The following is an 18,674-nucleotide window of genomic DNA, read 5'->3' on the forward strand; positions in this document are numbered from 1 at the left end:
GTTCTTTCCTCAAGAGTGCGGATGCCGGCCGGGGAATGGGGGCACGAACTGCGAATCATTGCTGAAATGGCATTTTCCGGAAGTCGCACCGAAGTCCCGCGGCCGGCCCCAGGACCGTAACAGGCCAGCCCACAGGCCCTCTACTGATTTCCTTCACCTCGCCTCCATGCGGGGATCTCCGGAGGCCGACGATGTGCGAGGACTGGGTACCACAACCGCAGGCACCCCGAGATCGAGCGGCTTGTCCATCCCAAGCCCGAAGGTTCTGTAGGGGTTGATGTTCGACCGGAACAATGCAGTCAGCCCGCGCCGTCCCTCTGCGCCGATTTTCCTGGCCCATTCCGGTTCGGCGAGAATGTGCTGGAGCAGCAGGGTGTTGACATGCACGAGCGCGGACCGGAGCACGTGCAGGGCGAGCATGGAGGTCTCGGCGGGCTCCTTGTCCGGGCCGGCCAGGGCGCCGTCCTTGCCGTAGTGGAGCACGGTGTTCGCCGAATTTCAGTTCTCGACGACCTGGAGGCCGCCGTGGATCTCCCGGCGCAGGCCGGGACTGGCCAGGTAGTCGGACGCGAAGATCGTGCGCACCGCGCGGCCGAGTTCTTCGAGCGCCTGGTAGGTGGGGTGCTTGGGGCCGCCGCGGGTGAAGCGTCGTGGTACCTGCTCGGCCTCCGCCGTGCCCAGGCGCAGTCCGCGCCCTCGGGTGAGGGCGCGTCCGGCGGGTCGCCGGGCCCGTGGGGGTCACGCCGTCGTCGGCGTGCCCTCCTGCTCCGCCTCCACGCGCGCGTTCCACTCCTTCTTCGACGCCTGCCAGCCGTCCTCGTCGTGGCCGAGGCGCCAGTAGCCGGAGATCGACAAGTTCTCGCGGGGGACGGCGAGTTCGACGCGGAGCAGACGGCGCAGCTCCTTCACGAAGCCCGCCTCGCCGTGGACGAAGGCGTGCATCCGGCCCTCGGGGAACCGCAGTGCGCGTACGGCCTCGACCAGGGCGGCGCCGACGGGGCGGTCGCCGCGGTGCAGCCAGACGACCTCCACATCGGAGTTGATCTTCTGCTCCTCCTCGGGGCCGGCGACCTCGACGATCGCGTGGGCGCGGGCGCCGTCGGGAAGGGCCTCCAGGGACGCGCCGATCGCCGGCAGGGCGCTCTCGTCGCCGACGAGGAGATGCCAGTCGGCCTCCGGGTCGGGCGCGTAGGCGCCACCGGGGCCGAGGAAACGGATCAGCTCGCCCGGCTGGACACGGGTGGCCCAGGGGCCGGCGATGCCCTCGTCGCCGTGGAGCACGAAGTCGAGGGTCAGCTCGCCCAGTTCGCGGTCCCAGGCACGCACGGTGTACGTCCGGGTCACGGGCCACTGCGCCCGGGGGAACTCCGCGCGGATCCGCTCGATGTCGAACGGCTCCGGATAGGTGACACCCTCGGGGCCGAACAGGAGCTTCACGTAGTGATCGGTGCTGCCGCGCGGGGAGAACTCGGCGAGGCCGTCACCACCGAGTACGACGCGCTGCATGTGCGGGGTGAGCCGCTCGGTGCGCACGACTCGCGCGGAGTGGGGCTTCGGGGTCCTGCGTACCGGACGCTCTGCCATGACGGCCTCCCAAGTACCTAGCTAAGGCATACCTAAGTTATCATCTCCCCCTCGTTGACACCCCACGCCCGAGGCGTATGCGAGGACTTCACGATGTGAATCGTGCCTCAGCGTCCTCACCACCGAGTGTCACCCCACCCTCCGGCGTACGCCCCACCTCCCGGCGTACGCCCCACCCACCGGCGTACCGCCCCGTCCATGGGGCGTGCGCCTCACGCCTGCAGTGTCGTGAGCAGCCGTTGCAGCGATCCGCCGAGTCCCCAGCGTGCCGCGAGCGCCTCCAACGCCGCCGGGTCCCGCGGTTCGCGCGGCAGAGCCGTGTCGACGTCCGGCAAGGGTACGTCCGCCGCCACGAGCACCACCGTGGGTGCGACCGCGACATAGGGGCGCGCCTCGTCGAGCCGTTTGCGCTGCGAAGGCGTGAGCTTCGCCGCCGGGTCGTCGACCGCGGCCATGATCCCGGCCAGGTCGCCGAACTGGTCGAGGAGCTTGGCCGCCGTCTTCTCGCCGATGCCCGGCACGCCCGGCAGCCCGTCGCTCGGGTCGCCGCGCAGCAGAGCCAGATCCGCGTACCCGCGCCCGACCACCCCGTACTTCTCGCGCAGCCACGCCTCGTCGGTCAGCTGCAGCGTGCCCACGCCCTTCAGCGGGTACAGCACGCGCACCCCGCGGGCGTCGTCGACCAGCTGGTACAGGTCGCGGTCGCCGGTGACGATGTCGACCGGCTCCTTCGCGAGGGCGGTGAAGGTGCCGATCACGTCGTCCGCCTCGTACCCGGCGACGCCCACGCGCGCGATGCCGAGGGCGTCCAGGACCGCCTCGATCACCGGCACCTGGGGCGACAGGGTGTCCGGCACCTCCTCCTCGTCCGGCCCGGCCTCGCGCACCTCGGCGACGCGGTGGGCCTTGTAGGAGGGGATCAGGTCGACCCGCCACTGCGGCCGCCAGTCCGCGTCCATGCATGCCACCAGGTCCGTCGGCCGGTGGTCCTTGACCAGCCGGTCGATGAATTCGAGCAGTCCGCGCACGGCGTTCACCGGGGTGCCGTCCGGGGCCTTCACGGACTCCGGCACGCCGAAGTAGGCGCGGAAGTACAACGAGGCGGTGTCGAGAAGCATCAGGCGTCGGGTCACGCCCCGCATCATGCCGTACACCACCGACAGACGGCTCCCGACGCGATCGCGCACGCCGCCGGGACCTGTTGGGTGAGAGCGCGCCGGTCGACTCCGACGCCGAGCCCCGGGCGGACGGTTCGGTCGTGGGCAGGGACCCTCCGTCGCGCGGGGCCGGTCCGAACGGACGCCGGTGGTGCCGTACTGGCGTACGGGAAAGATCCGGACAACCCTCCACGGGGTCCGGCCGCCCGGTTCGGAGTCCCTTCCGACCAGGTGGTACGAGTCGCGCGCGGATCGCCAACTCCGTTCCACGACCCGCGGCTTCACGACCCGGGCGACGGAGGGCGGCCGGGTGGGCCCTGTCGTGGCTGCGCGGGGCGACCTCGGCGGGCGCCGGACGCATGGCCGCGATCCGGTGACGGGGCGTGGCGCGGAGGCCACCGCGTGCGGTCGCCGCGGTCGGGACTCCCTTTCCGGGGCGCGCGAGAGGGCAGTGAAAACAGGGGCGGGACGGTGACGGCGCTGGCGCGAAGTGTGAGCATGGACCCTCGGCCGGTTCACGGGGATGTGACGGGCGCGTGAAACGGTTTGCCGAACATGCGTAGGGTGCAGAGAACTCCTCAGGAGAAGTGCTCCCGATGAGTGCCGGACGGGTGGCCATCCGTACCGGACCAGTAACCGCTCGCACGCCCACCCGTGGGCGTCCGTGAGTCGACCGACGAGCCGAGGAGGGAGCCGGAGCGATGGGCGACCACAAAGAACAGCCCCTTCGGGTGGGCGCGGCCGTCCGGCGGCGGCGCCGGGCACAGCAGCTCACCCTCGCCGCCGTGGCCGAGCGCAGCGGCCTGTCGGTCCCCTTCCTCAGCCAGGTCGAGAACGAACGGGCACGTCCCAGCAAGCCCTCCCTGGAACGCATCGCCGACGCCCTCGGCACCACCGCCGTCGAACTGCTCGCCGCGGCCGACCCGGCGTGCAGCGTCGACGTCGTACGGGCGGCCGACGAGGACGGTTTCACGCCCCCCGATTCCTGCTCGCGCTCCCTGGTGCGCGGTCACCACCAGCTCCACGCCATGGAGTTCACCGGCGACCACGACGAGGGCCGCGAGGTCCAGCATCGCAACGACGAGCTGATGTACGTCGTCGACGGCGCGGTCGAGGTCGAGGCCGAGGGCCGCGCCCACCGCCTCGGCCGCGGCGACACGCTGTACATGTCCGGTGGCGTACGGCATCGCTGGCGGGCCACCGAGCCGGAGACCCGGGTGATCGTGGTGGCCGTCGCGGACCACATCGAGGCCCTGGAAGACCGTCACCGCCGGGGCGCGTGAGGCCGCCGTGCGCTCCGTGTCCCGTGTCGTCTCCCTGGTGCCGTCACTGACGGAGGCCGTCGCCGTCACGCTGCCCGGTGTGCTGGTCGGCGCCACCGACTGGTGCGCCCACCCGGGTGATCTCGATGTCGTACGCATCGGCGGAACCAAGAACCCCAAGACCGACGTCATCGCCCGCCTCGGCCCCGACCTCGTGATCGCCAACGAGGAGGAGAACCGCGAGCCCGATCTCACCGCTCTGCGCGAGGCGGGTGTCGAGGTCCTCGTCACCGAGGTGCGGGACGTGCCGGGCGCCTTCACCGAACTGGACCGGGTGCTGCGCGCCTGCGGAGCCCGGTCCCGGCCGGGCTGGCTGGACGAGGCGGAGTCGGCGTGGTCGGGCCCGCCGGAGGCCGTGGCCGGCCCCGGCCGTCGTACGACCGCCGTGGTGCCCGTCTGGCGCCGGCCCTGGATGGTCCTCGGCCGGGACACCTTCGCCGGTGACGTGCTCGCGCGGCTCGGCGTGGACCATCTGTACGCCGGGCACGCGGAGCGCTACCCCCGTGTCCCCGTCGAGGAGCTGCGGGCCGCCGCGCCGGACGTCGTGGTCCTGCCCGACGAGCCGTACCGCTTCACCGCGGACGACGGGCCCGAGGCGTTCCCCGGGCTGCCGTGCGCCCTGGTGAGCGGGCGCCATCTCACCTGGTACGGGCCGTCGTTGGCCACGGCTCCGCGGGTGCTGGGCGAGGCGCTGCGAGCAGCTCGCCGCTGATCAGTCCGCGCGCGGTGTGCGCGGCGGCCGTCGCCCAGGCCGCCAGCAGCAGCGCGAACAGCGCCACGGCCAGGGCGTCGAGAGCGACGAGCCCGGTGTGCCGGGCCAGCCCCTCCGCGCCGGTCGCGCAGGTGCCCACCGGGAAGGTGAAGGCCCACCACGCCATCGAGAACCCCATGCCCCGCCGGCCGGCCCGCAGGACCAGGGCCACGGCGAGCGCGAGCCAGAGCAGTGCGAAGCCCATGACGGGCACGCCGTAGAGGACGGCGAACGCGGTGAGGACGTGCGGGGACGGGGCCGGCACGGCGCCGGGGGCCGCGTCGGCGAGGTTGGCGACGGCGGTGGTCGACTGCCCGAGCGGTCCGAGGACGAGGAACAGGCTCGGCGTGAGGGCGAGCGGCAGCGGCCCCGCGGTGACCAGCCGGCCGAACACCGGCGGCAGGACGAGCAGCGTGGCCGACAGGCTCAGCCCGAACAGGGCGAGACAGCCGAGCAGCAGCGTCTGCCGGGCCTGCCCGGGCGGCAGATACGGGACCAGCAGCGGGCCGAGCGCGGCGGACACCATGGGTGCGACGAGGGGGAGGAGCAGGACGGGGGTGACGCCGTCCGGCTCGATCCGGTGCCGGACGATCATCAGGTACGGCACCACGACGGCGGCCACCAGGCCCGTGACCGTCCCGGCGCCGAAGAGCACGACGTCCAGCGCGACGGCCGCCCGGAGCCCGATCCAGTCCCGGCCGACGAGGAGGGCGCCGCCGCCGACGGCCGCCAGGGCCATGGACAGACAGCCGTGGAAGGGGGCCACGGCCGGGTCGAGCAGGTGGGCGCGGGCCTGGTCGCGGTGGTGGATCCAGTGCAGGGCGCGGGCGCCGAGCACGGTGACCAGGGCGAGGAGCGCGAGCGCCCAGAACGCCGCGCAGACCGTCCGCCGGCCCGGGAGGTCCAGCGGGAGCCCGGCACCGGCGGCGGCCACGATCGCGGTGCCCATGACCGGGGCGTACCACTGGGGGCCGAGGTGGCGCAGGGCGGGAAGGCGGGGGCGGGTGCCGGGGCGGGGCGGGGAGGGGCGGGTGCGGCGGGCCGTAGGGGCGGGGCGGGCCGTTCGGGGTGGGCGGACTGCGGTGGCCATGTGCCGAGCGTCGCGCCGCCGCGCGGGGCCCGCCAGAGAGTTCGGATGTATGGGGACATAAGCTGGGGTTATGAGTGAGAGCGAGGGGCGGGGCGGGCTGGCTCATCGGGTGCCGGATCTCGGGGCGCTCGAACTGCTGCTGGCCGTGGCCCGGCTGGGTTCGCTCGGGCGGGCGGCCCGGGAGCTGGGGATCACCCAGCCGGCCGCGAGCAGCCGGATCCGCTCCATGGAACGGCAACTGGGTGTCGCCCTGGTCGACCGGTCGCCGCGCGGGTCCCGGCTCACCGACGCGGGGGCGCTGGTCACGGACTGGGCCCGGCGGATCGTGGAGGCGGCCGAGGCGTTCGACGTGGGCGCGCAGGCGCTGCGTGACCGGCGCGACTCCCGGCTGCGGGTGGCGGCGAGCATGACCATCGCCGAGTATCTGCTGCCCGGCTGGCTCATCGCGCTGCGCGCCGCGCGTCCGGACACGGCCGTCTCGCTCCTCGCGGGCAACTCGACGGTCGTCGCGGAGCGGCTGCTCGCGGACGAGGCCGACCTGGGGTTCGTCGAGGGACCCACGGTGCCGGCCGGGCTGGACGCGGTCGTGATCGCGCACGACCACCTGATCGTCGTGACCGCGCCCGGCCATCCCTGGGCCCGTCGCCGCAAGCCCGTGGAGGCGGCCGAGCTGGCCGCCACGCCGCTGATCCTCCGGGAGAAGGGGTCCGGGACGCGGCAGGTCCTGGAGGGGGCGCTCGGGAGCCTGGCCCGCCCCCTCATCGAGCTGTCCTCCACCACGGCGGTCAAGTCCTCCGCGCTGAGCGGCGCCGGGCCGGCCGTCCTGAGCGAGCTGGCCCTCGGCGAGGAGCTGTCCGCCCGCCGCCTGGTTCCCATCCCCGTCGCCGGTGTGCGTCTGCGACGGGCCCTCCGGGCGGTCTGGCCCACCGGACATCGGCCCGCGGGGCCGGCCCGGGATCTGCTGGGGCTGACGCGGGGGCCTGCGGCCGGTTGAGGCCGGCATTTCCTCGCCCCGGCCGCCCCTGCCCGGCCCATCCCCCAGGGGCTGCGCGCCTTCGCCACCCGGCGCGGGTCGGTGGGGCTTCTCGCGCAGTTCCCCGCGCTCGCAAGGGGGCCTGCGGCTCCTTGAGGGGCGCGGGAGCCGAGGGGACAGGCCGCCGCCCGGAAAATCCTTCGCACGGGGCAGCCGGGAACCCCCACCATGGCAGTCATGATCCCCACCGCCCCACCCGCCACCGGTGTCCGGACGCCTTGGCAGGCTCTGCCCGTCGCGGCGCGTGACGCCGTCGCGGACGTGCTCGGTGCGCCGGTGACGGGGGCGGTCACCCAGTCCGGCGGTTTCTCACCCGGCGTCGCCGCGCGGGTCGTCACGGCCGGAGGCCGCCGAGCCTTCGTGAAGGCGGTGAGTGCCCACGCCAACGCCGACAGCCCGGGGATCCACCGCCGCGAGGCCCACAGCGCCGCCGCGCTGCCGACGGACGTACCCGCGCCCCGGCTGCTCGGCACGTACGACGACGGCACCTGGGTGGCTCTGGTGTTCGAGGACGTGGTGGGTCGACAGCCACATGTCCCCTGGCGGGAGGACGAGTTGCGGACCGTCCTGGACGCGGTGGGGGAGCTGAGTCGTACGCTCACGCCCGCGCCCATCGCCGCGCAGCCCCTCGTGGAGAGCCTGACGGACAACTTCCGGGGCTGGCAGCGGATGATCGACCAGGGGGACTCGGGCGAGGGACTCGATCCCTGGGCCGCGCGGCATCTGCCACGACTCGCCGAACTCGCCGCCCGCTGGGCCGATCTCGCTGTCGGGGACACCCTCGCGCACTGCGATCTGCGTGCCGACAACATGCTGTTGACAACGGACGGCCGGGTCGTCTTCGTCGACTGGCCGCACGCCCGCAGCGGGGCCGCGCCCTGGTTCGACCTGCTGTTGCTGCTGCCCTGCGTCAGGGCCCAGGGCGGGCCCGACCCCGAGGCGGTCTTCACGGCGCACCCCCTGGGCCGGGACGCCGACCCCGCCGCCGTCACCGCCACCCTGGCCGCCTTCGCGGGCTTTCTGACCGAGCATTCCCGCAGACCACCGGTCCCCGGCATTCCGACCCTCCGCCCGTTCCAGCGTGCCCAGGGAGACGCGGCACTGGAATGGCTGAGGACACGGCTCGGGTAGGAGGCGGCTCGGGGCCGGGGATCAGATCGGGGCTACATTCACCCCTGTCGCCCCTGTCGCCCCTGTCGCCCCTGTCACCCCCGGCGAGTCAGGCGCCCCCGGCCAGTCAGGTGACCCCGGCGAGTCAGGCGCCCCCGGCGACTCAGGTGACCCGGCAGGCCGATGCCTCTGTCAGGGCTTGCATCACTCGGGTGTCCTCGCCCATTTCGGGGTGCCACTGGACGCCCATGGCCCAGGCGGGGTGGGGGAGTTCGATGGCCTCGATCGTGCCGTCGGAGGCGTGGGCCGAGGGGACGAGGCCGGTGCCGAGGCGGTCCACCGCTTGGTGGTGGTAGGTCGGGACGTCGGTCTCCTCGGCGTTGATGTCCGCGTACCGCGTGCCGGGCACGGGCTTGACGGGGTGGCGGCCGAAGACGCCGACCTCGACGACGTGGTCGTCGAGGTGCTGGACGAGGGTGCCGCCGAGGGCGACGTTCAGCAACTGCATGCCGCGGCAGATGCCGAGCAGGGGCGTACCGGTGTCCAGCGCCGCCCGGATCAGGGCCAGCTCCCACGCGTCGCGCAGCGGCGCGGGCGGGCCGCAGCGCGGGGAGCGCTCGGCGCCGTAGAGGGCGGGGTCCACGTCGGGCCCGCCCGCGATGACCAGGCCGTCGAGGCGGGCGACCGCCCCGGCGGCGTACGACGGATCGTCCGGCGGCAGCATCGCGGCGACGCCGCCCGCCGCCTGTACGAGCCGGGGATAGCCGACCGGCAACAGGGCCGCCTCCAGCTCCCAGACGCCCCAGCGCGCGCCGGACTCCAGATACGTACTCACACCGATCAGCGGCCTGGTCACGCGTGCTCGCTCCCTGCTCGTCACTCGTCGAACCTGTGGAACCCCCGGGACCCGTGGCACCGCGCCGGTGCCATGGCGGCGGTCAGTCCCGTGCCAACTCTGCCTCGGCGGCGGCCAGCGCGGCGAATTCCTCCTCCGGGGCCTTCGCCACCAGGTGCCTGCGGCTGTAGAGACCGAAGTACGCCGCCGCGACCGCGTACACGACGAGCGCGATGATCGCGGCCGTCACGTCCACCAGGAAGGTCGCCACCAGCGCAGAGCACGCGAGGACGAGGGCGACCGAGGAGGTCAGTACACCGCCCGGCGTGCGGTACGGCCGCTCCAGATCCGGCTCCCGGCGGCGCAGGACGATGTGTGACAGCGACATCAGCGCGTAGCTGATCGTGGCGCCGAAGACGGCGATGTTCAGCATCCGGCCGCCGTCCCCGGTGGCGGTGGCCAGCGCGAAGCCGATCGTGCCCGGCACCAGCAGGCCCAGGTAGGGGGCCTTGCGCTTGCTGGTGAGGGACAGGATTCGGGGCAGGTAGCCGGCCCGGGACAGGGCGAACAGCTGCCGGGAGCCCGCGTAGATCAGGGAGAAGAACGAGGCGACGAGGCCGGCCAGACCGGCGTAGTTCACGAACAGGCTGAGCGGGGTGGCCTCTCCGTCCGGCTGGAGCGCCTCGACCAGCGGGTTGCCGGCGTCCTGGATCGCGGCGGAGCCGCGCGCCCCGGCCGCGGCGAAGAAGGTGATCACCGCCAGCACCACGAGGACGCCCATCGACCAGCGGATCGCCTTGGGCAGCGCGCGGGCCGGGTCCTTGGTCTCCTCGGCGGCCAGCGGCACACCCTCGACGCCCAGGAAGAACCACATGCCGAACGGGAACGCCGCCCAGATGCCCAGCAGCCCCATGGGCAGCCATGAACTGGCGCCGAACGCCGAGGAGTCGACCGGGATGTCGTCGAGGGCGGCCACGCTGAAGTCGGGCAGCGCGCCCAGTGCGAACACGATCAGGGCGAAGACCGCGAAGCCGGTGACGACGAAGCTCGCGATCAGTGCCTCGCCGACGCCCCACAGGTGGATGGCGATGAAGAACGCGAAGCAGAACAGATAGACCGGCCAGCTCGACGTCAGGCCGAAGAGGCCCAGTGACTCGACGTAGTCGCCGATGAAGATCACGATGGCGGCCGGGGCGAGCACGTACTCGATCAGGATCGCCGTACCGGTCAGGAAGCCGCCCCACGGGCCGAGCGCCCGGCGTGCGAAGCCGTAGCCGCCGCCAGCCGTGGGCAGGATCGCCGAGAGTTCGGCGAGGGCGAAGACCATGCAGGCGTACATGGTGCCCATCAGCACCGTGGCGATCGCCAGGCCGCCGAAGCCGCCCTCCGCCAGGCCGAGGTTCCAGCCGGAGAAGTCGCCGGAGACGACATAGGCGACGCCGAGGCCGGTCAGCAGTACCCAGCCGGCGCTGCCCCGGCGGAGCGTTCGGCGCTCCAGGTAGTCGTCCGCCGCATCGGCGGTGTCCGTGTCTTTCAGGGACATGGCGCACTCTCCCCACTCAAAGGAATGGATCCATACCTTTGTGGGGTGGGTGGCCGAAAAGCAATACCCCTGCGTTAAGCGAGCGTAAATACGTGCTCATCGGGGAGATCGAGCGGCGGGCGCGCACTCATCCGAGGAAGCCACGCAGCAGGGCCGCCGTGCCGGAGCAGTGCTCCCGCATGATCTCCCGCGCCGCCTCGGCGTCCTCGTCCAGCACCGCCTCCACCAGGGCCGTGTGCTGCTGCTGGGAGTGCTCCAGGTTCCGCACCAGCAGCGGGATGCAGTCCAGCAGGTCGTTGACCCCGGCGCGGACGGCCGCGTACTGACCGGCGAGCGTGGGGGAGCCGGACAGCTCGGCGATCGTGAGATGCAGCAGGGTGTCCAGACGGCGGTACTCCGTGAGCGGCGCGTTGTGCGTGCGGGTCAGGGCCGCCCGCAGCCGCTCGACCTCCTCGCTGGTCAGACCATGTGCCGCGCACAGCCCCGCCGCGCCCACCTCCAGCACCTCGCGGAAGCGCAGCGTGTCCTCGACGTCGATCCCCTTCAGTCGGCGGCGCAGCTCGTCCTCGCCCGGCGTGGCGACCCGCGGCAGCACGAACGTGCCCCCGTACCGCCCGCGCCGTGCCTCGATCAGGCCCTGGTCCTGCAGGACCTTGAGCACCTCGCGCAGCGTCACCCGGCTGATCCCGAGCCGCTCGGCCAACTCGCGTTCCGCCGGCAGCCGTTCGCCGCCCGGCACCAGGCCGAGCCGGACGACCTGCATGATCTGCTCAAGCGCCTCCTCGAAGCCGTTGCCCGCCCGCACCGGCCGCAGTACGGACGCCAGCCGGTCGTCGGCCCAGGGAGTGCCCGGTTCCGCCCCTGTCTGCGACATGTGGACGTTGCCCCTTCCCAACTAATGGTTATGGGTAATACCTTATGGCTCCCGGATGGCTGAATGCCTCCGGGGTGGCCGAAGAAGCCCCTAGGAGGCTTTCCCGTGGCAGACCGCACACCCCCGCTCACCGTCGAGGAGCTGCACACCCTCGTCGCGGCCGGTGAGATCGACACTGTCGTCCTGGCCTTCCCCGACATGCAAGGGCGCCTCCAGGGCAAGCGGTTCGCCGCGCGCTTCTTCCTCGACGACGTGCTCGCCCATGGCACCGAGGGCTGCAACTACCTGCTCGCCGTCGACACCGAGATGAACACCGTCGACGGTTACGCGATGTCCTCCTGGGACCGCGGCTACGGCGACTTCGCCATGCACCCGGACCTGAGCACCCTGCGCCGGGTGCCATGGAACGAGGGTACGGCGATGCTCATCGCCGACCTCGCCTGGAACGACGGCTCACCGGTCGTCGCCGCGCCCCGCCAGATCCTGCGCCGCCAGCTGGAGCGCCTCGCCGAACTGGGCTACACGGCCAACGTCGGCACCGAGCTGGAGTTCATCGTCTTCAAGGACACCTACGAGCAGGCCTGGGACGCCGGTTACAAGGGGCTGACCCCGGCGAATCAGTACAACATCGACTACTCGGTCCTCGGCACCGGCCGTATCGAGCCCCTGCTGCGGCGCATCCGCAACGAGATGGAGGCCGCCGGGCTGACCGTCGAGTCCGCCAAGGGCGAGTGCAACCCCGGCCAGCACGAGATCGTGTTCAAGTACGACGATGCCCTGGTCACCTGCGACCAGCACGCGGTCTACAAGACCGGCGCCAAGGAGATCGCCTCGCAGGAGGGCGTCTCGCTCACCTTCATGGCGAAGTTCAACGAGCGCGAGGGCAACTCCTGCCACATCCACCTGTCCCTGGCGAACGCCGACGGCACCAACGCCATGGCCGACGGCCACGACATGTCGCCGGTGATGCGCCACTTCCTCGCCGGACAGCTCGCCGCGCTCCGCGACTTCTCGCTGCTCTACGCGCCCAACATCAACTCCTACAAGCGGTTCCAGCCGGGCTCCTTCGCGCCGACCGCCGTGGCCTGGGGGTACGACAACCGGACCTGCGCCCTGCGGGTCGTCGGTCACGGCCGCTCGATGCGTTTCGAGAACCGGCTCCCCGGCGGTGACGTCAACCCGCACCTCGCCGTCTCCGGGCTGATCGCGGCCGGGCTGTACGGCATCGAGCAGAAGCTCGAACTGCCGGAGGTGTGCACCGGGAACGCGTACGCCGCCGGGTACGACCAGGTGCCGACCACCCTCCGCGAGGCCGCCGAGCTGTGGGAGAACAGCCCCATCGCCAAGGCCGCCTTCGGCGAGGAGGTCGTCGCGCACTACAGCAACATGGCCCGCGTCGAGCTGGCCGCCTTCGACGCCGCCGTGACCGACTGGGAGCTGCGCCGCTCCTTCGAACGCCTGTGAGTCACCGAGTAGGTCCGTGAGTCACCGACGTAGGTCCGTGAGTAACCGACGTAGGTCCGTGCGTCACCGAGCACGTCCGTGCGTCACCGAGCACGTCCGTGCGTCACCGAGCACGCCGTGACGCACCCGCTGTGAGAGGCCCTGACTTGTCCGAGCAGTCCCAGCAGTCCCAGCAGTACGAGCAGCAGCTCCAGGTACTGAACCCCGCCACCGAGGAGGTCGTCGCCACCGTCGCGGCCGCCACGGCGGCGGACGTCGACGCGGCCGTGGCCCTGGCGACGAAGGCCCAGCGGCTGTGGGCCACCACCGCTCCGGGCGACCGCGCCCGGCTGCTGCGCCGCTTCGCGGTGACCGTGGACGAGCACCTGGAGGAGCTGGCGCTGCTGGAGGTCCGGGAGGCCGGACACACCATCGGCAACGCCCGCTGGGAGGCCGGCAACGTCCGGGACCTGCTCGACTACGCGGCCGGCGGCGTCGAGCGGCTCACCGGCCACCAGATCCCGGTGGCCGGTGGTCTCAACGTCACCTTCCTCGAACCGCTCGGCGTCGTCGCGGTGATCGCCCCCTGGAACTTCCCGATGCCCATCGCGGCGTGGGGCGTCGCCCCCGCGCTCGCGGCAGGCAACGCCGTCCTCCTCAAGCCCGCCGAGACGACACCGCTCACCGCGCTGCGCCTCGCCGAGCTGGCCCGCGAGGCAGGGCTCCCCGAGGGCCTGTTCCAGGTGCTGCCCGGCCACGGCCGCGTCACCGGCAACGCCCTGGTCGAGCACCCCGGCGTCGCGAAGATCGTCTTCACCGGGTCGACGGCCGTGGGCAAGCAGGTGCTGGCCAAGGGCTCGGCACTGCTCAAGCGCGTCACCCTCGAACTCGGCGGCAAGAGCCCCAACATCGTCTTCGCCGACTCCGACCTGGAGGCAGCCGCCGCGGCCGCCCCCATGTCGTTCCTCGACAACTCCGGCCAGGACTGCTGCGCCCGTACCCGCATCCTCGTACAGCGCTCCGCCTACGACCGCTTCCTCGACCTCCTCGCCCCCGGCATCGAGTCCGTCCGCGTCGGCGACCCGGCCGACGAGGCCACCCAGATGGGCCCGCTCATCTCCCGGATCCAGCTGGACCGCGTCCGCGCCTACGTCGACCCGGACGCGCCCGGCATCCGCGGCAAGGCGCCCGAGGGCCCCGGCTTCTGGTTCCCGCCGACCGTCCTGACCGGCGTCGCGCCCGACGCCCGGGTGGCCGCCGAGGAGGTCTTCGGCCCCGTCGCGGTCGTCCTGCCCTTCGAGGACGAGGCCGACGCGATCCGCCTCGCCAACGACACCCCCTACGGCCTCTCCGGCTCCATCTGGACCCGGGACGTCGGGCGCGCGCTGCGCGTCTCCCAGGCCGTCCGCGCGGGCAACCTGTCCGTCAACTCCCACTCCAGCGTCCGCTACTGGACCCCCTTCGGCGGGTTCAAGCAGTCCGGCATCGGCCGCGAACTCGGCCCCGACGCCCTGACCGCCTTCACCGAAACCAAGAACGTCTTCATCAGCACGGAGGGCTCCGCACAGTGACATCGGAAAACATCTGCCGCCGCCTGGTCGGCCGCACCGCCGTCATCACCGGTGCCGGCAGCGGCATCGGCCTCGCCACCGCGCGCCGGCTCGCCGCCGAGGGCGCGCACGTCGTCTGCGGCGACCTGGACGAGGCACGCGGCAAGTCGGCCGCCGAGGAGGTCGGCGGGCTCTTCGTCAAGGTCGACGTCACCGACGCCGAGCAGGTCGACGCGCTGTTCAAGACCGCGTTCGACACCTACGGCAGCGTCGACATCGCCTTCAACAACGCGGGCATCTCGCCGCCCGACGACGACTCCATCCTGGAGACCGGCCTGGATGCCTGGAAGCGGGTCCAGGAGGTCAACCTCACCTCCGTGTACCTGTGCTGCAAGGCCGCGATCCCCTACATGCGCAGCCAGGGCAAGGGCTCGATCATCAACACCGCGTCCTTCGTGGCCCGCATGGGCGCGGCGACCTCCCAGATCTCGTACACGGCCTCCAAGGGCGGTGTGCTGGCCATGTCCCGGGAGCTGGGCGTGCAGTTCGCGCGGGAGGGCATCCGCGTCAACGCGCTCTGCCCGGGGCCGGTCAACACCCCGCTGCTGCAGGAGCTGTTCGCGAAGGACCCGGAGCGGGCCGCGCGCCGGCTCGTGCACATCCCGGTCGGCCGCTTCGCCGAGGCCGACGAGATCGCGGCCGCCGTCGCGTTCCTCGCCAGTGACGACTCGTCCTTCGTCAACGCCACCGACTTCCTGGTCGACGGCGGTATCGCGGGCGCGTATGTCACCCCGGTCTAGACAGTCCGCCCCGGTGACCGGAGCACCGGCACGGTCGGTGTGATTAAAGTGCCGGGATGAGCAGTTCGCCGCCCGGCTGGTACCGCGACCCGTCCTACCCGCTCACCGAACGCTGGTGGGACGGGACCGCGTGGACCGACCACCGGCGCCAGCCGGAGCAGCCCGTGCCGCCGGTGCTCCGGCCGGGGCCGCCCGCGCGCGGCCCCGGCCGCACCAAGGTCGTCGCGCTGGCCGCCGCCGGGGCCGTCCTGGTCGCCGGGGCGGTCACGGGCGGCGTCCTCCTGCTCGGCGGTGACGGGGACGCGGGCGGCGGTCAGGAGACGAGGACCGCGACGACCTCCCCGGCCCCCGACCCCGGCGGAGACGACAGCCCGACCCCGACGAAGCCCGTCACCGGGTCCCCCACCGGCGACCCGACCGTCGTCGTGGACGACCTCAACGGCATCACGTTCCCGATCCCCGACGGCTGGGAGGACGGCGACGGGTCGGCCGAGGACGACGCGGTCCTGGTCACGGACGACGGCCTCTACGACTGCCCCGGCGACAACGGTCTGTGCCGCCGGGGCACGGTCGTCTCACGGACCGTCACCGGCAGCAGCGAGACCTCCCCGAAGGTCCTCGCCGAGAACGACATCGAGGACGCGGCGGACGACGCCTACGACCGCGACGAACTCGACCGGCGCCCGTACAACGGCATCACCGGCCACGAGGTCGTCGGCTCCGGCTCGGTCGCCGTCGCCGGCCGCGCCGGCTACTACGTGCGCTGGCGCGTCACGACCGGGGCCGGACCCGGCGGATACGTCCAGTCCCTCGTCTTCCCGTCCAGCAGCGGTTCCGAGGCACCGGTCCTCGTCCGCTTCGCCATCGACGCGGGCGAGGACGGCCCGCCGGTCGACGACATCGACGAGATCGTCGAGGGCATCCGCGCGGTGGGCGACACGGACGCGGGCGGGGGAGTGGGCAGCAGCCTCGGCCCCTCGTGAGCCCGCCGCGCCCCCCCGGGCGCGTGGAGAGCGGAGAGCGGTGTACGTGGAGGACGGGAGCCCGCGCGGGACTCCCGCCGCCCCCGCCTACAGGAACGTGTGGCCCTCGCCGCGGTATGTCGGCACGGCCGCCGTCACCTCGTCGCCCTCGACCAGGTGCAGCACGTCGAACCGCTCGCACAGCTCACCGGCCTTGGCGTGCCGGAACCACACCTTGTCGCCGAGCAGCAGGTCGTCGGCGGGCGCCCCCAGCAGCGGGGTCTGCACCTCGCCGGGGCCCTCCTGCGGGTCGTACCTCAGCCCCTCGGGCAGATACGGCACCGGCAGCCGGTCGGGGCCGGGCGCGCCGGAGGCCGGGTAACCGCCGCCCAGGACCGTGACGACCCCGACACCGGGACGCCGTACCACCGGCATGGCGAACAGCGCGGCCGGACGCCCGCTGAACGACGTGTAGTTGTCGAAGAGGCGCGGCACGTAGAGCCCGGAGCCGGCACCGATCTCGGTGACCGAGTCCTCCGCCGCCGTGTGCTGCACACTGCCCGTGCCGCCGCCGTTCACGAACTCCAGGTCCGGCGCCACCCGCCGTACGGCGCGCACCACTTCGGCCCGACGCGCGGCCAACTCCTTCTTCGCGGTGGCCTGCATCATCCGGATGGCACGCGAACGCAGCGGCCGTCCGGCCACCGCGTCGCCCACACCGGCGATATGACCCTCGTACGCCATGATTCCGACCAGCTTGAACCCCGGCCGCTCGGCGACCGCGCGGGCCATGTCGGCGACCTGCGCGGGGGAGTGCAGCGGAGAGCGCAGCGCCCCGACCCGCACCCGGCCGCCGAGCAGCTTCAGCGAGGTGTCCAACTCCAGGCAGACACGCACGACTTCGGTGCCGCCCCGCCGGGAGTTGTCGATCAGCTGGAGCTGGGCGGGGTCGTCGACCATGACGGTCACGGCGGCGGCGAGCTTGGGGTCGCTCGCCAGTTCGGCGAAGGCCTCGTGGTCGGCCGACGGGTAGGCGAGGAGCACGTCCTCGAACCCGGAGCGGGCCAGCCACAGGGACTCGGCGAGGGTGAACGACATGATGCCCTCGAAGCCCTCACGGGCCAGGACCCGCTCCAGGAGCGCCCGGCAGCGAACGGACTTGCTCGCGACGCGGATCGGCTTGCCGCCGGCCCTGCGGAGGAGGTCGTCGGCGTTCGCGTCGAAGGCGTCGAGGTCGACGATCGCCAGAGGGGCGTCGAGATGAGCTGTGGCCCGGTCGTACCGGGCCCGGTCGGCGGCGCGCGCAGTCATGCACGAAGCCTGCCAGACATGATTACCGCAGGGTAGGGGGACGTTCCGGGCAGAAGCCACGGGCCGGCGTACTGGTTCCCGTTCGACGGCGGCCAACCCGTAGAGTGACGCGCACGCAGGGACGACCTCGACGGGGATGCGGATCCGCTGCCGCGGGTATGGCTTGCCCGTGGTGACGGCGACCGCGGGCGGGCGAGTCCCGGTACGCGTGACGACCGCTCCCCACGGGCGGTCGGACGCCCGGACGGCCTCCGGGCCGCACGGGACGAGGAAACGGGGGGTGCATGAGCACGGAAGCGCGGCGCGCCTCCATTCCCCCACGCCCGCCGGTCCCGCCCCGCCCGTCCATACCACCGGACCACGAGCCGTCGACCACGCCGCCCGGCACCGCGCCCCGGCCTTCGTCGAGGGAACCCGGGTCCGACAGCGAGGCGCCGGACACGTGCCCGCCGGCCTCGGGCGGCGCGTCCGCCCCGACCACCCGCCCGCTCACCGCGGGTACGCGATCCCCGGCACCGGGTAGGCCCGGTTCGGGTACGCGCGCCTCCGCCTCCGGTGCGACCCCCACGGTTTCCTCTCCACGCGGCTCCGGCCCGGTGGGAGGCTCCTCGGTCCCCCCGCCCCGCCCGGATCGCGCACCCTCGGCCGGGAACGGCCCGACCGTGCCACGCCGCCCGCAGCGGCCCCCCGTGGCGGGCGCGCCCGCACGGCCCAGCGCTCCGCCCCGCCCGTCCTCGGCGCCCTCTTCGACGCCGGGCGCGCCCCGGGACGTTCGGCACCCCCGCACGACGGACGCGCCGAACACCCCGGAGAACAGCCGGAGTTCCAGCGGCCAGGGCGGCACCCCGCCTTCCCGCGCGCACGGCTCAGACCCGGCGGCCCGTCAGGGCGGCCTTCCGCGAGGCTCCCGCCCGCCGGCCGGGCAGGGCCCCCTGCGCGGCTCCGGCGCCACGGCGTCCGGGCGCGATGCCGTACGCGGACCGGGCGAGGCGGGCCGGGCTCCCGCCCGCGGCGCCGCCCAGACGGCCGGCCGGAGCCCCGCGGGCGATGCCGCCGTGGACAGCGCCGCCGCCCCGCGTCGCGGCGAACACCCGCGCTTCTCCGACTTCCGGCGCACCGCCGCCCAGAACGGCGGCACCCCGGCCACCGCGCCGCCGCCCCCGGCCGCCTCCGCCCGCTTCCCCGACGCCCCGCCGGCGGCCTGGACCCGCTTCCTGAAGGCTCCACCGGCGGCTCCGACCCGTTTCCCGGACGCCCCGCCCACGGCGTCGTCCCGCTTCCCGGACGGCCCCCCGGCCGCCGGTCGCCC

At 73.2% G+C, this 18,674-nt stretch carries 16 protein-coding genes and 1 pseudogene; 8 read left to right on the top strand and 9 right to left on the bottom strand.

Annotation, left to right across the window (positions count from 1 at the left end; all coding sequences use genetic code 11):
• Positions 1 to 153 precede the first annotated feature (153 nt).
• The 3 genes and pseudogenes from ACWCRJ_RS06405 to ACWCRJ_RS06415 all read right to left on the bottom strand — a co-directional run bounded on the left by ACWCRJ_RS06405 (position 154) and on the right by ACWCRJ_RS06415 (position 2,726).
• Positions 154 to 687, bottom strand: a pseudogene (locus ACWCRJ_RS06405) (Tn3 family transposase).
• Between the two features lie 51 nt (positions 688 to 738).
• Positions 739 to 1,584 (bottom strand): siderophore-interacting protein, encoded by an 846-nt coding sequence (locus ACWCRJ_RS06410; RefSeq protein ID WP_450938221.1) that lies wholly within the window; start codon positions 1,582 to 1,584, stop codon positions 739 to 741.
• A gap of 212 nt (positions 1,585 to 1,796) precedes the next feature.
• A complete protein-coding gene (locus ACWCRJ_RS06415; RefSeq protein ID WP_450938415.1) occupies positions 1,797 to 2,726 on the bottom strand; it encodes a 5'-3' exonuclease in 930 nt (309 codons plus the stop codon).
• Positions 2,727 to 3,442: 716 nt separating this feature from the next.
• Here ACWCRJ_RS06415 and ACWCRJ_RS06420 point away from each other — a divergent pair.
• Both ACWCRJ_RS06420 and ACWCRJ_RS06425 read left to right on the top strand, forming a co-directional pair.
• Positions 3,443 to 4,024 carry a helix-turn-helix domain-containing protein gene (locus tag ACWCRJ_RS06420; RefSeq protein ID WP_046920096.1) on the top strand — a complete coding sequence of 194 codons (582 nt, stop codon included), beginning with the start codon at positions 3,443 to 3,445 and terminating at the stop codon, positions 4,022 to 4,024.
• 7 nt (positions 4,025 to 4,031) lie between these two features.
• Entirely contained in the window at positions 4,032 to 4,775 is a 744-nt protein-coding gene (locus ACWCRJ_RS06425; protein ID WP_450938222.1) for a helical backbone metal receptor, read from the top strand.
• Here the strand turns inward: ACWCRJ_RS06425 and ACWCRJ_RS06430 are convergent.
• Positions 4,702 to 5,904 carry a TDT family transporter gene (locus tag ACWCRJ_RS06430; RefSeq protein WP_450938223.1) on the bottom strand — a complete coding sequence of 401 codons (1,203 nt, stop codon included), beginning with the start codon at positions 5,902 to 5,904 and terminating at the stop codon, positions 4,702 to 4,704. The genes ACWCRJ_RS06425 and ACWCRJ_RS06430 overlap by 74 nt on opposite strands.
• Positions 5,905 to 5,974: 70 nt before the next feature.
• On the opposite strand from ACWCRJ_RS06430, the gene ACWCRJ_RS06435 reads away from it, so the two are divergent.
• Entirely contained in the window at positions 5,975 to 6,898 is a 924-nt protein-coding gene (locus ACWCRJ_RS06435) for a LysR family transcriptional regulator (protein ID WP_450938224.1), read from the top strand.
• 216 nt (positions 6,899 to 7,114) lie between these two features.
• Complete coding sequence (locus tag ACWCRJ_RS06440) at positions 7,115 to 8,068, top strand: aminoglycoside phosphotransferase family protein (protein WP_450938225.1); 954 nt, start codon at positions 7,115 to 7,117, stop codon at positions 8,066 to 8,068.
• A gap of 142 nt (positions 8,069 to 8,210) precedes the next feature.
• Here the strand turns inward: ACWCRJ_RS06440 and ACWCRJ_RS06445 are convergent, their stop codons facing one another.
• The 3 genes from ACWCRJ_RS06445 to ACWCRJ_RS06455 all read right to left on the bottom strand — a co-directional run bounded on the left by ACWCRJ_RS06445 (position 8,211) and on the right by ACWCRJ_RS06455 (position 11,299).
• The gene (locus ACWCRJ_RS06445) at positions 8,211 to 8,903 is read right to left on the bottom strand and encodes a gamma-glutamyl-gamma-aminobutyrate hydrolase family protein (RefSeq protein ID WP_450938226.1); all 693 of its coding nucleotides are present in this window, start codon (positions 8,901 to 8,903) and stop codon (positions 8,211 to 8,213) included.
• A gap of 82 nt (positions 8,904 to 8,985) precedes the next feature.
• Positions 8,986 to 10,425 carry an ethanolamine permease gene (gene eat, locus ACWCRJ_RS06450; RefSeq protein ID WP_450938227.1) on the bottom strand — a complete coding sequence of 480 codons (1,440 nt, stop codon included), beginning with the start codon at positions 10,423 to 10,425 and terminating at the stop codon, positions 8,986 to 8,988.
• Positions 10,426 to 10,552: 127 nt separating this feature from the next.
• Positions 10,553 to 11,299, bottom strand: a complete 747-nt coding sequence (locus ACWCRJ_RS06455) for a FadR/GntR family transcriptional regulator (protein ID WP_450938228.1) — start codon at positions 11,297 to 11,299, stop codon at positions 10,553 to 10,555.
• 105 nt (positions 11,300 to 11,404) lie between these two features.
• On the opposite strand from ACWCRJ_RS06455, the gene ACWCRJ_RS06460 reads away from it, so the two are divergent.
• The 4 genes from ACWCRJ_RS06460 to ACWCRJ_RS06475 all read left to right on the top strand — a co-directional run bounded on the left by ACWCRJ_RS06460 (position 11,405) and on the right by ACWCRJ_RS06475 (position 16,075).
• On the top strand, positions 11,405 to 12,763 hold the full coding sequence (locus tag ACWCRJ_RS06460; RefSeq protein ID WP_450938229.1) for a glutamine synthetase family protein: 1,359 nt from the start codon (positions 11,405 to 11,407) through the stop codon (positions 12,761 to 12,763).
• 146 nt (positions 12,764 to 12,909) lie between these two features.
• Positions 12,910 to 14,313, top strand: coding sequence for an aldehyde dehydrogenase family protein (locus tag ACWCRJ_RS06465; protein WP_450938230.1), 1,404 nt, complete (start codon positions 12,910 to 12,912; stop codon positions 14,311 to 14,313).
• The gene (locus ACWCRJ_RS06470; RefSeq protein WP_450938231.1) at positions 14,310 to 15,092 is read left to right on the top strand and encodes a 3-oxoacyl-ACP reductase; all 783 of its coding nucleotides are present in this window, start codon (positions 14,310 to 14,312) and stop codon (positions 15,090 to 15,092) included. Before ACWCRJ_RS06465 ends, ACWCRJ_RS06470 begins: the two co-directional genes overlap by 4 nt.
• Positions 15,093 to 15,148: 56 nt before the next feature.
• Positions 15,149 to 16,075: a DUF2510 domain-containing protein gene (locus ACWCRJ_RS06475; protein ID WP_450938232.1), complete on the top strand. Its 927-nt coding sequence runs from the start codon at positions 15,149 to 15,151 to the stop codon at positions 16,073 to 16,075.
• Positions 16,076 to 16,162: 87 nt separating this feature from the next.
• On the opposite strand, the gene ACWCRJ_RS06480 is transcribed toward ACWCRJ_RS06475, so the two are convergent.
• Together ACWCRJ_RS06480 and ACWCRJ_RS06485 are read right to left on the bottom strand one after the other, a co-directional pair.
• Positions 16,163 to 17,365 carry an amino acid deaminase/aldolase gene (locus tag ACWCRJ_RS06480; protein WP_450938233.1) on the bottom strand — a complete coding sequence of 401 codons (1,203 nt, stop codon included), beginning with the start codon at positions 17,363 to 17,365 and terminating at the stop codon, positions 16,163 to 16,165.
• An 866-nt stretch (positions 17,366 to 18,231) separates the two neighbouring features.
• Entirely contained in the window at positions 18,232 to 18,456 is a 225-nt protein-coding gene (locus ACWCRJ_RS06485; RefSeq protein WP_450938234.1) for a hypothetical protein, read from the bottom strand.
• Between the last annotated feature and the right edge of the window lie 218 nt (positions 18,457 to 18,674).

This window comes from Streptomyces sp. NPDC002324, from assembly GCF_053593335.1.

Bases quoted from the DNA above. Each gene is read 5' to 3' on its own strand.
- ACWCRJ_RS06415 (WP_450938415.1), bottom strand. From the start codon at position 2,726: ATGCGGGGCGTGACCCGACGCCTGATGCTTCTCGACACCGCCTCGTTG.
- ACWCRJ_RS06435 (WP_450938224.1), top strand. From the start codon at position 5,975: ATGAGTGAGAGCGAGGGGCGGGGCGGGCTGGCTCATCGGGTGCCGGAT.
- ACWCRJ_RS06475 (WP_450938232.1), top strand. From the start codon at position 15,149: ATGAGCAGTTCGCCGCCCGGCTGGTACCGCGACCCGTCCTACCCGCTC.
- ACWCRJ_RS06480 (WP_450938233.1), bottom strand. From the start codon at position 17,365: ATGACTGCGCGCGCCGCCGACCGGGCCCGGTACGACCGGGCCACAGCT.
- ACWCRJ_RS06420 (WP_046920096.1), top strand. From the start codon at position 3,443: ATGGGCGACCACAAAGAACAGCCCCTTCGGGTGGGCGCGGCCGTCCGG.
- ACWCRJ_RS06440 (WP_450938225.1), top strand. From the start codon at position 7,115: ATGATCCCCACCGCCCCACCCGCCACCGGTGTCCGGACGCCTTGGCAG.
- ACWCRJ_RS06410 (WP_450938221.1), bottom strand. From the start codon at position 1,584: ATGGCAGAGCGTCCGGTACGCAGGACCCCGAAGCCCCACTCCGCGCGA.
- eat (WP_450938227.1), bottom strand. From the start codon at position 10,425: ATGTCCCTGAAAGACACGGACACCGCCGATGCGGCGGACGACTACCTG.
- ACWCRJ_RS06430 (WP_450938223.1), bottom strand. From the start codon at position 5,904: ATGGCCACCGCAGTCCGCCCACCCCGAACGGCCCGCCCCGCCCCTACG.
- ACWCRJ_RS06455 (WP_450938228.1), bottom strand. From the start codon at position 11,299: ATGTCGCAGACAGGGGCGGAACCGGGCACTCCCTGGGCCGACGACCGG.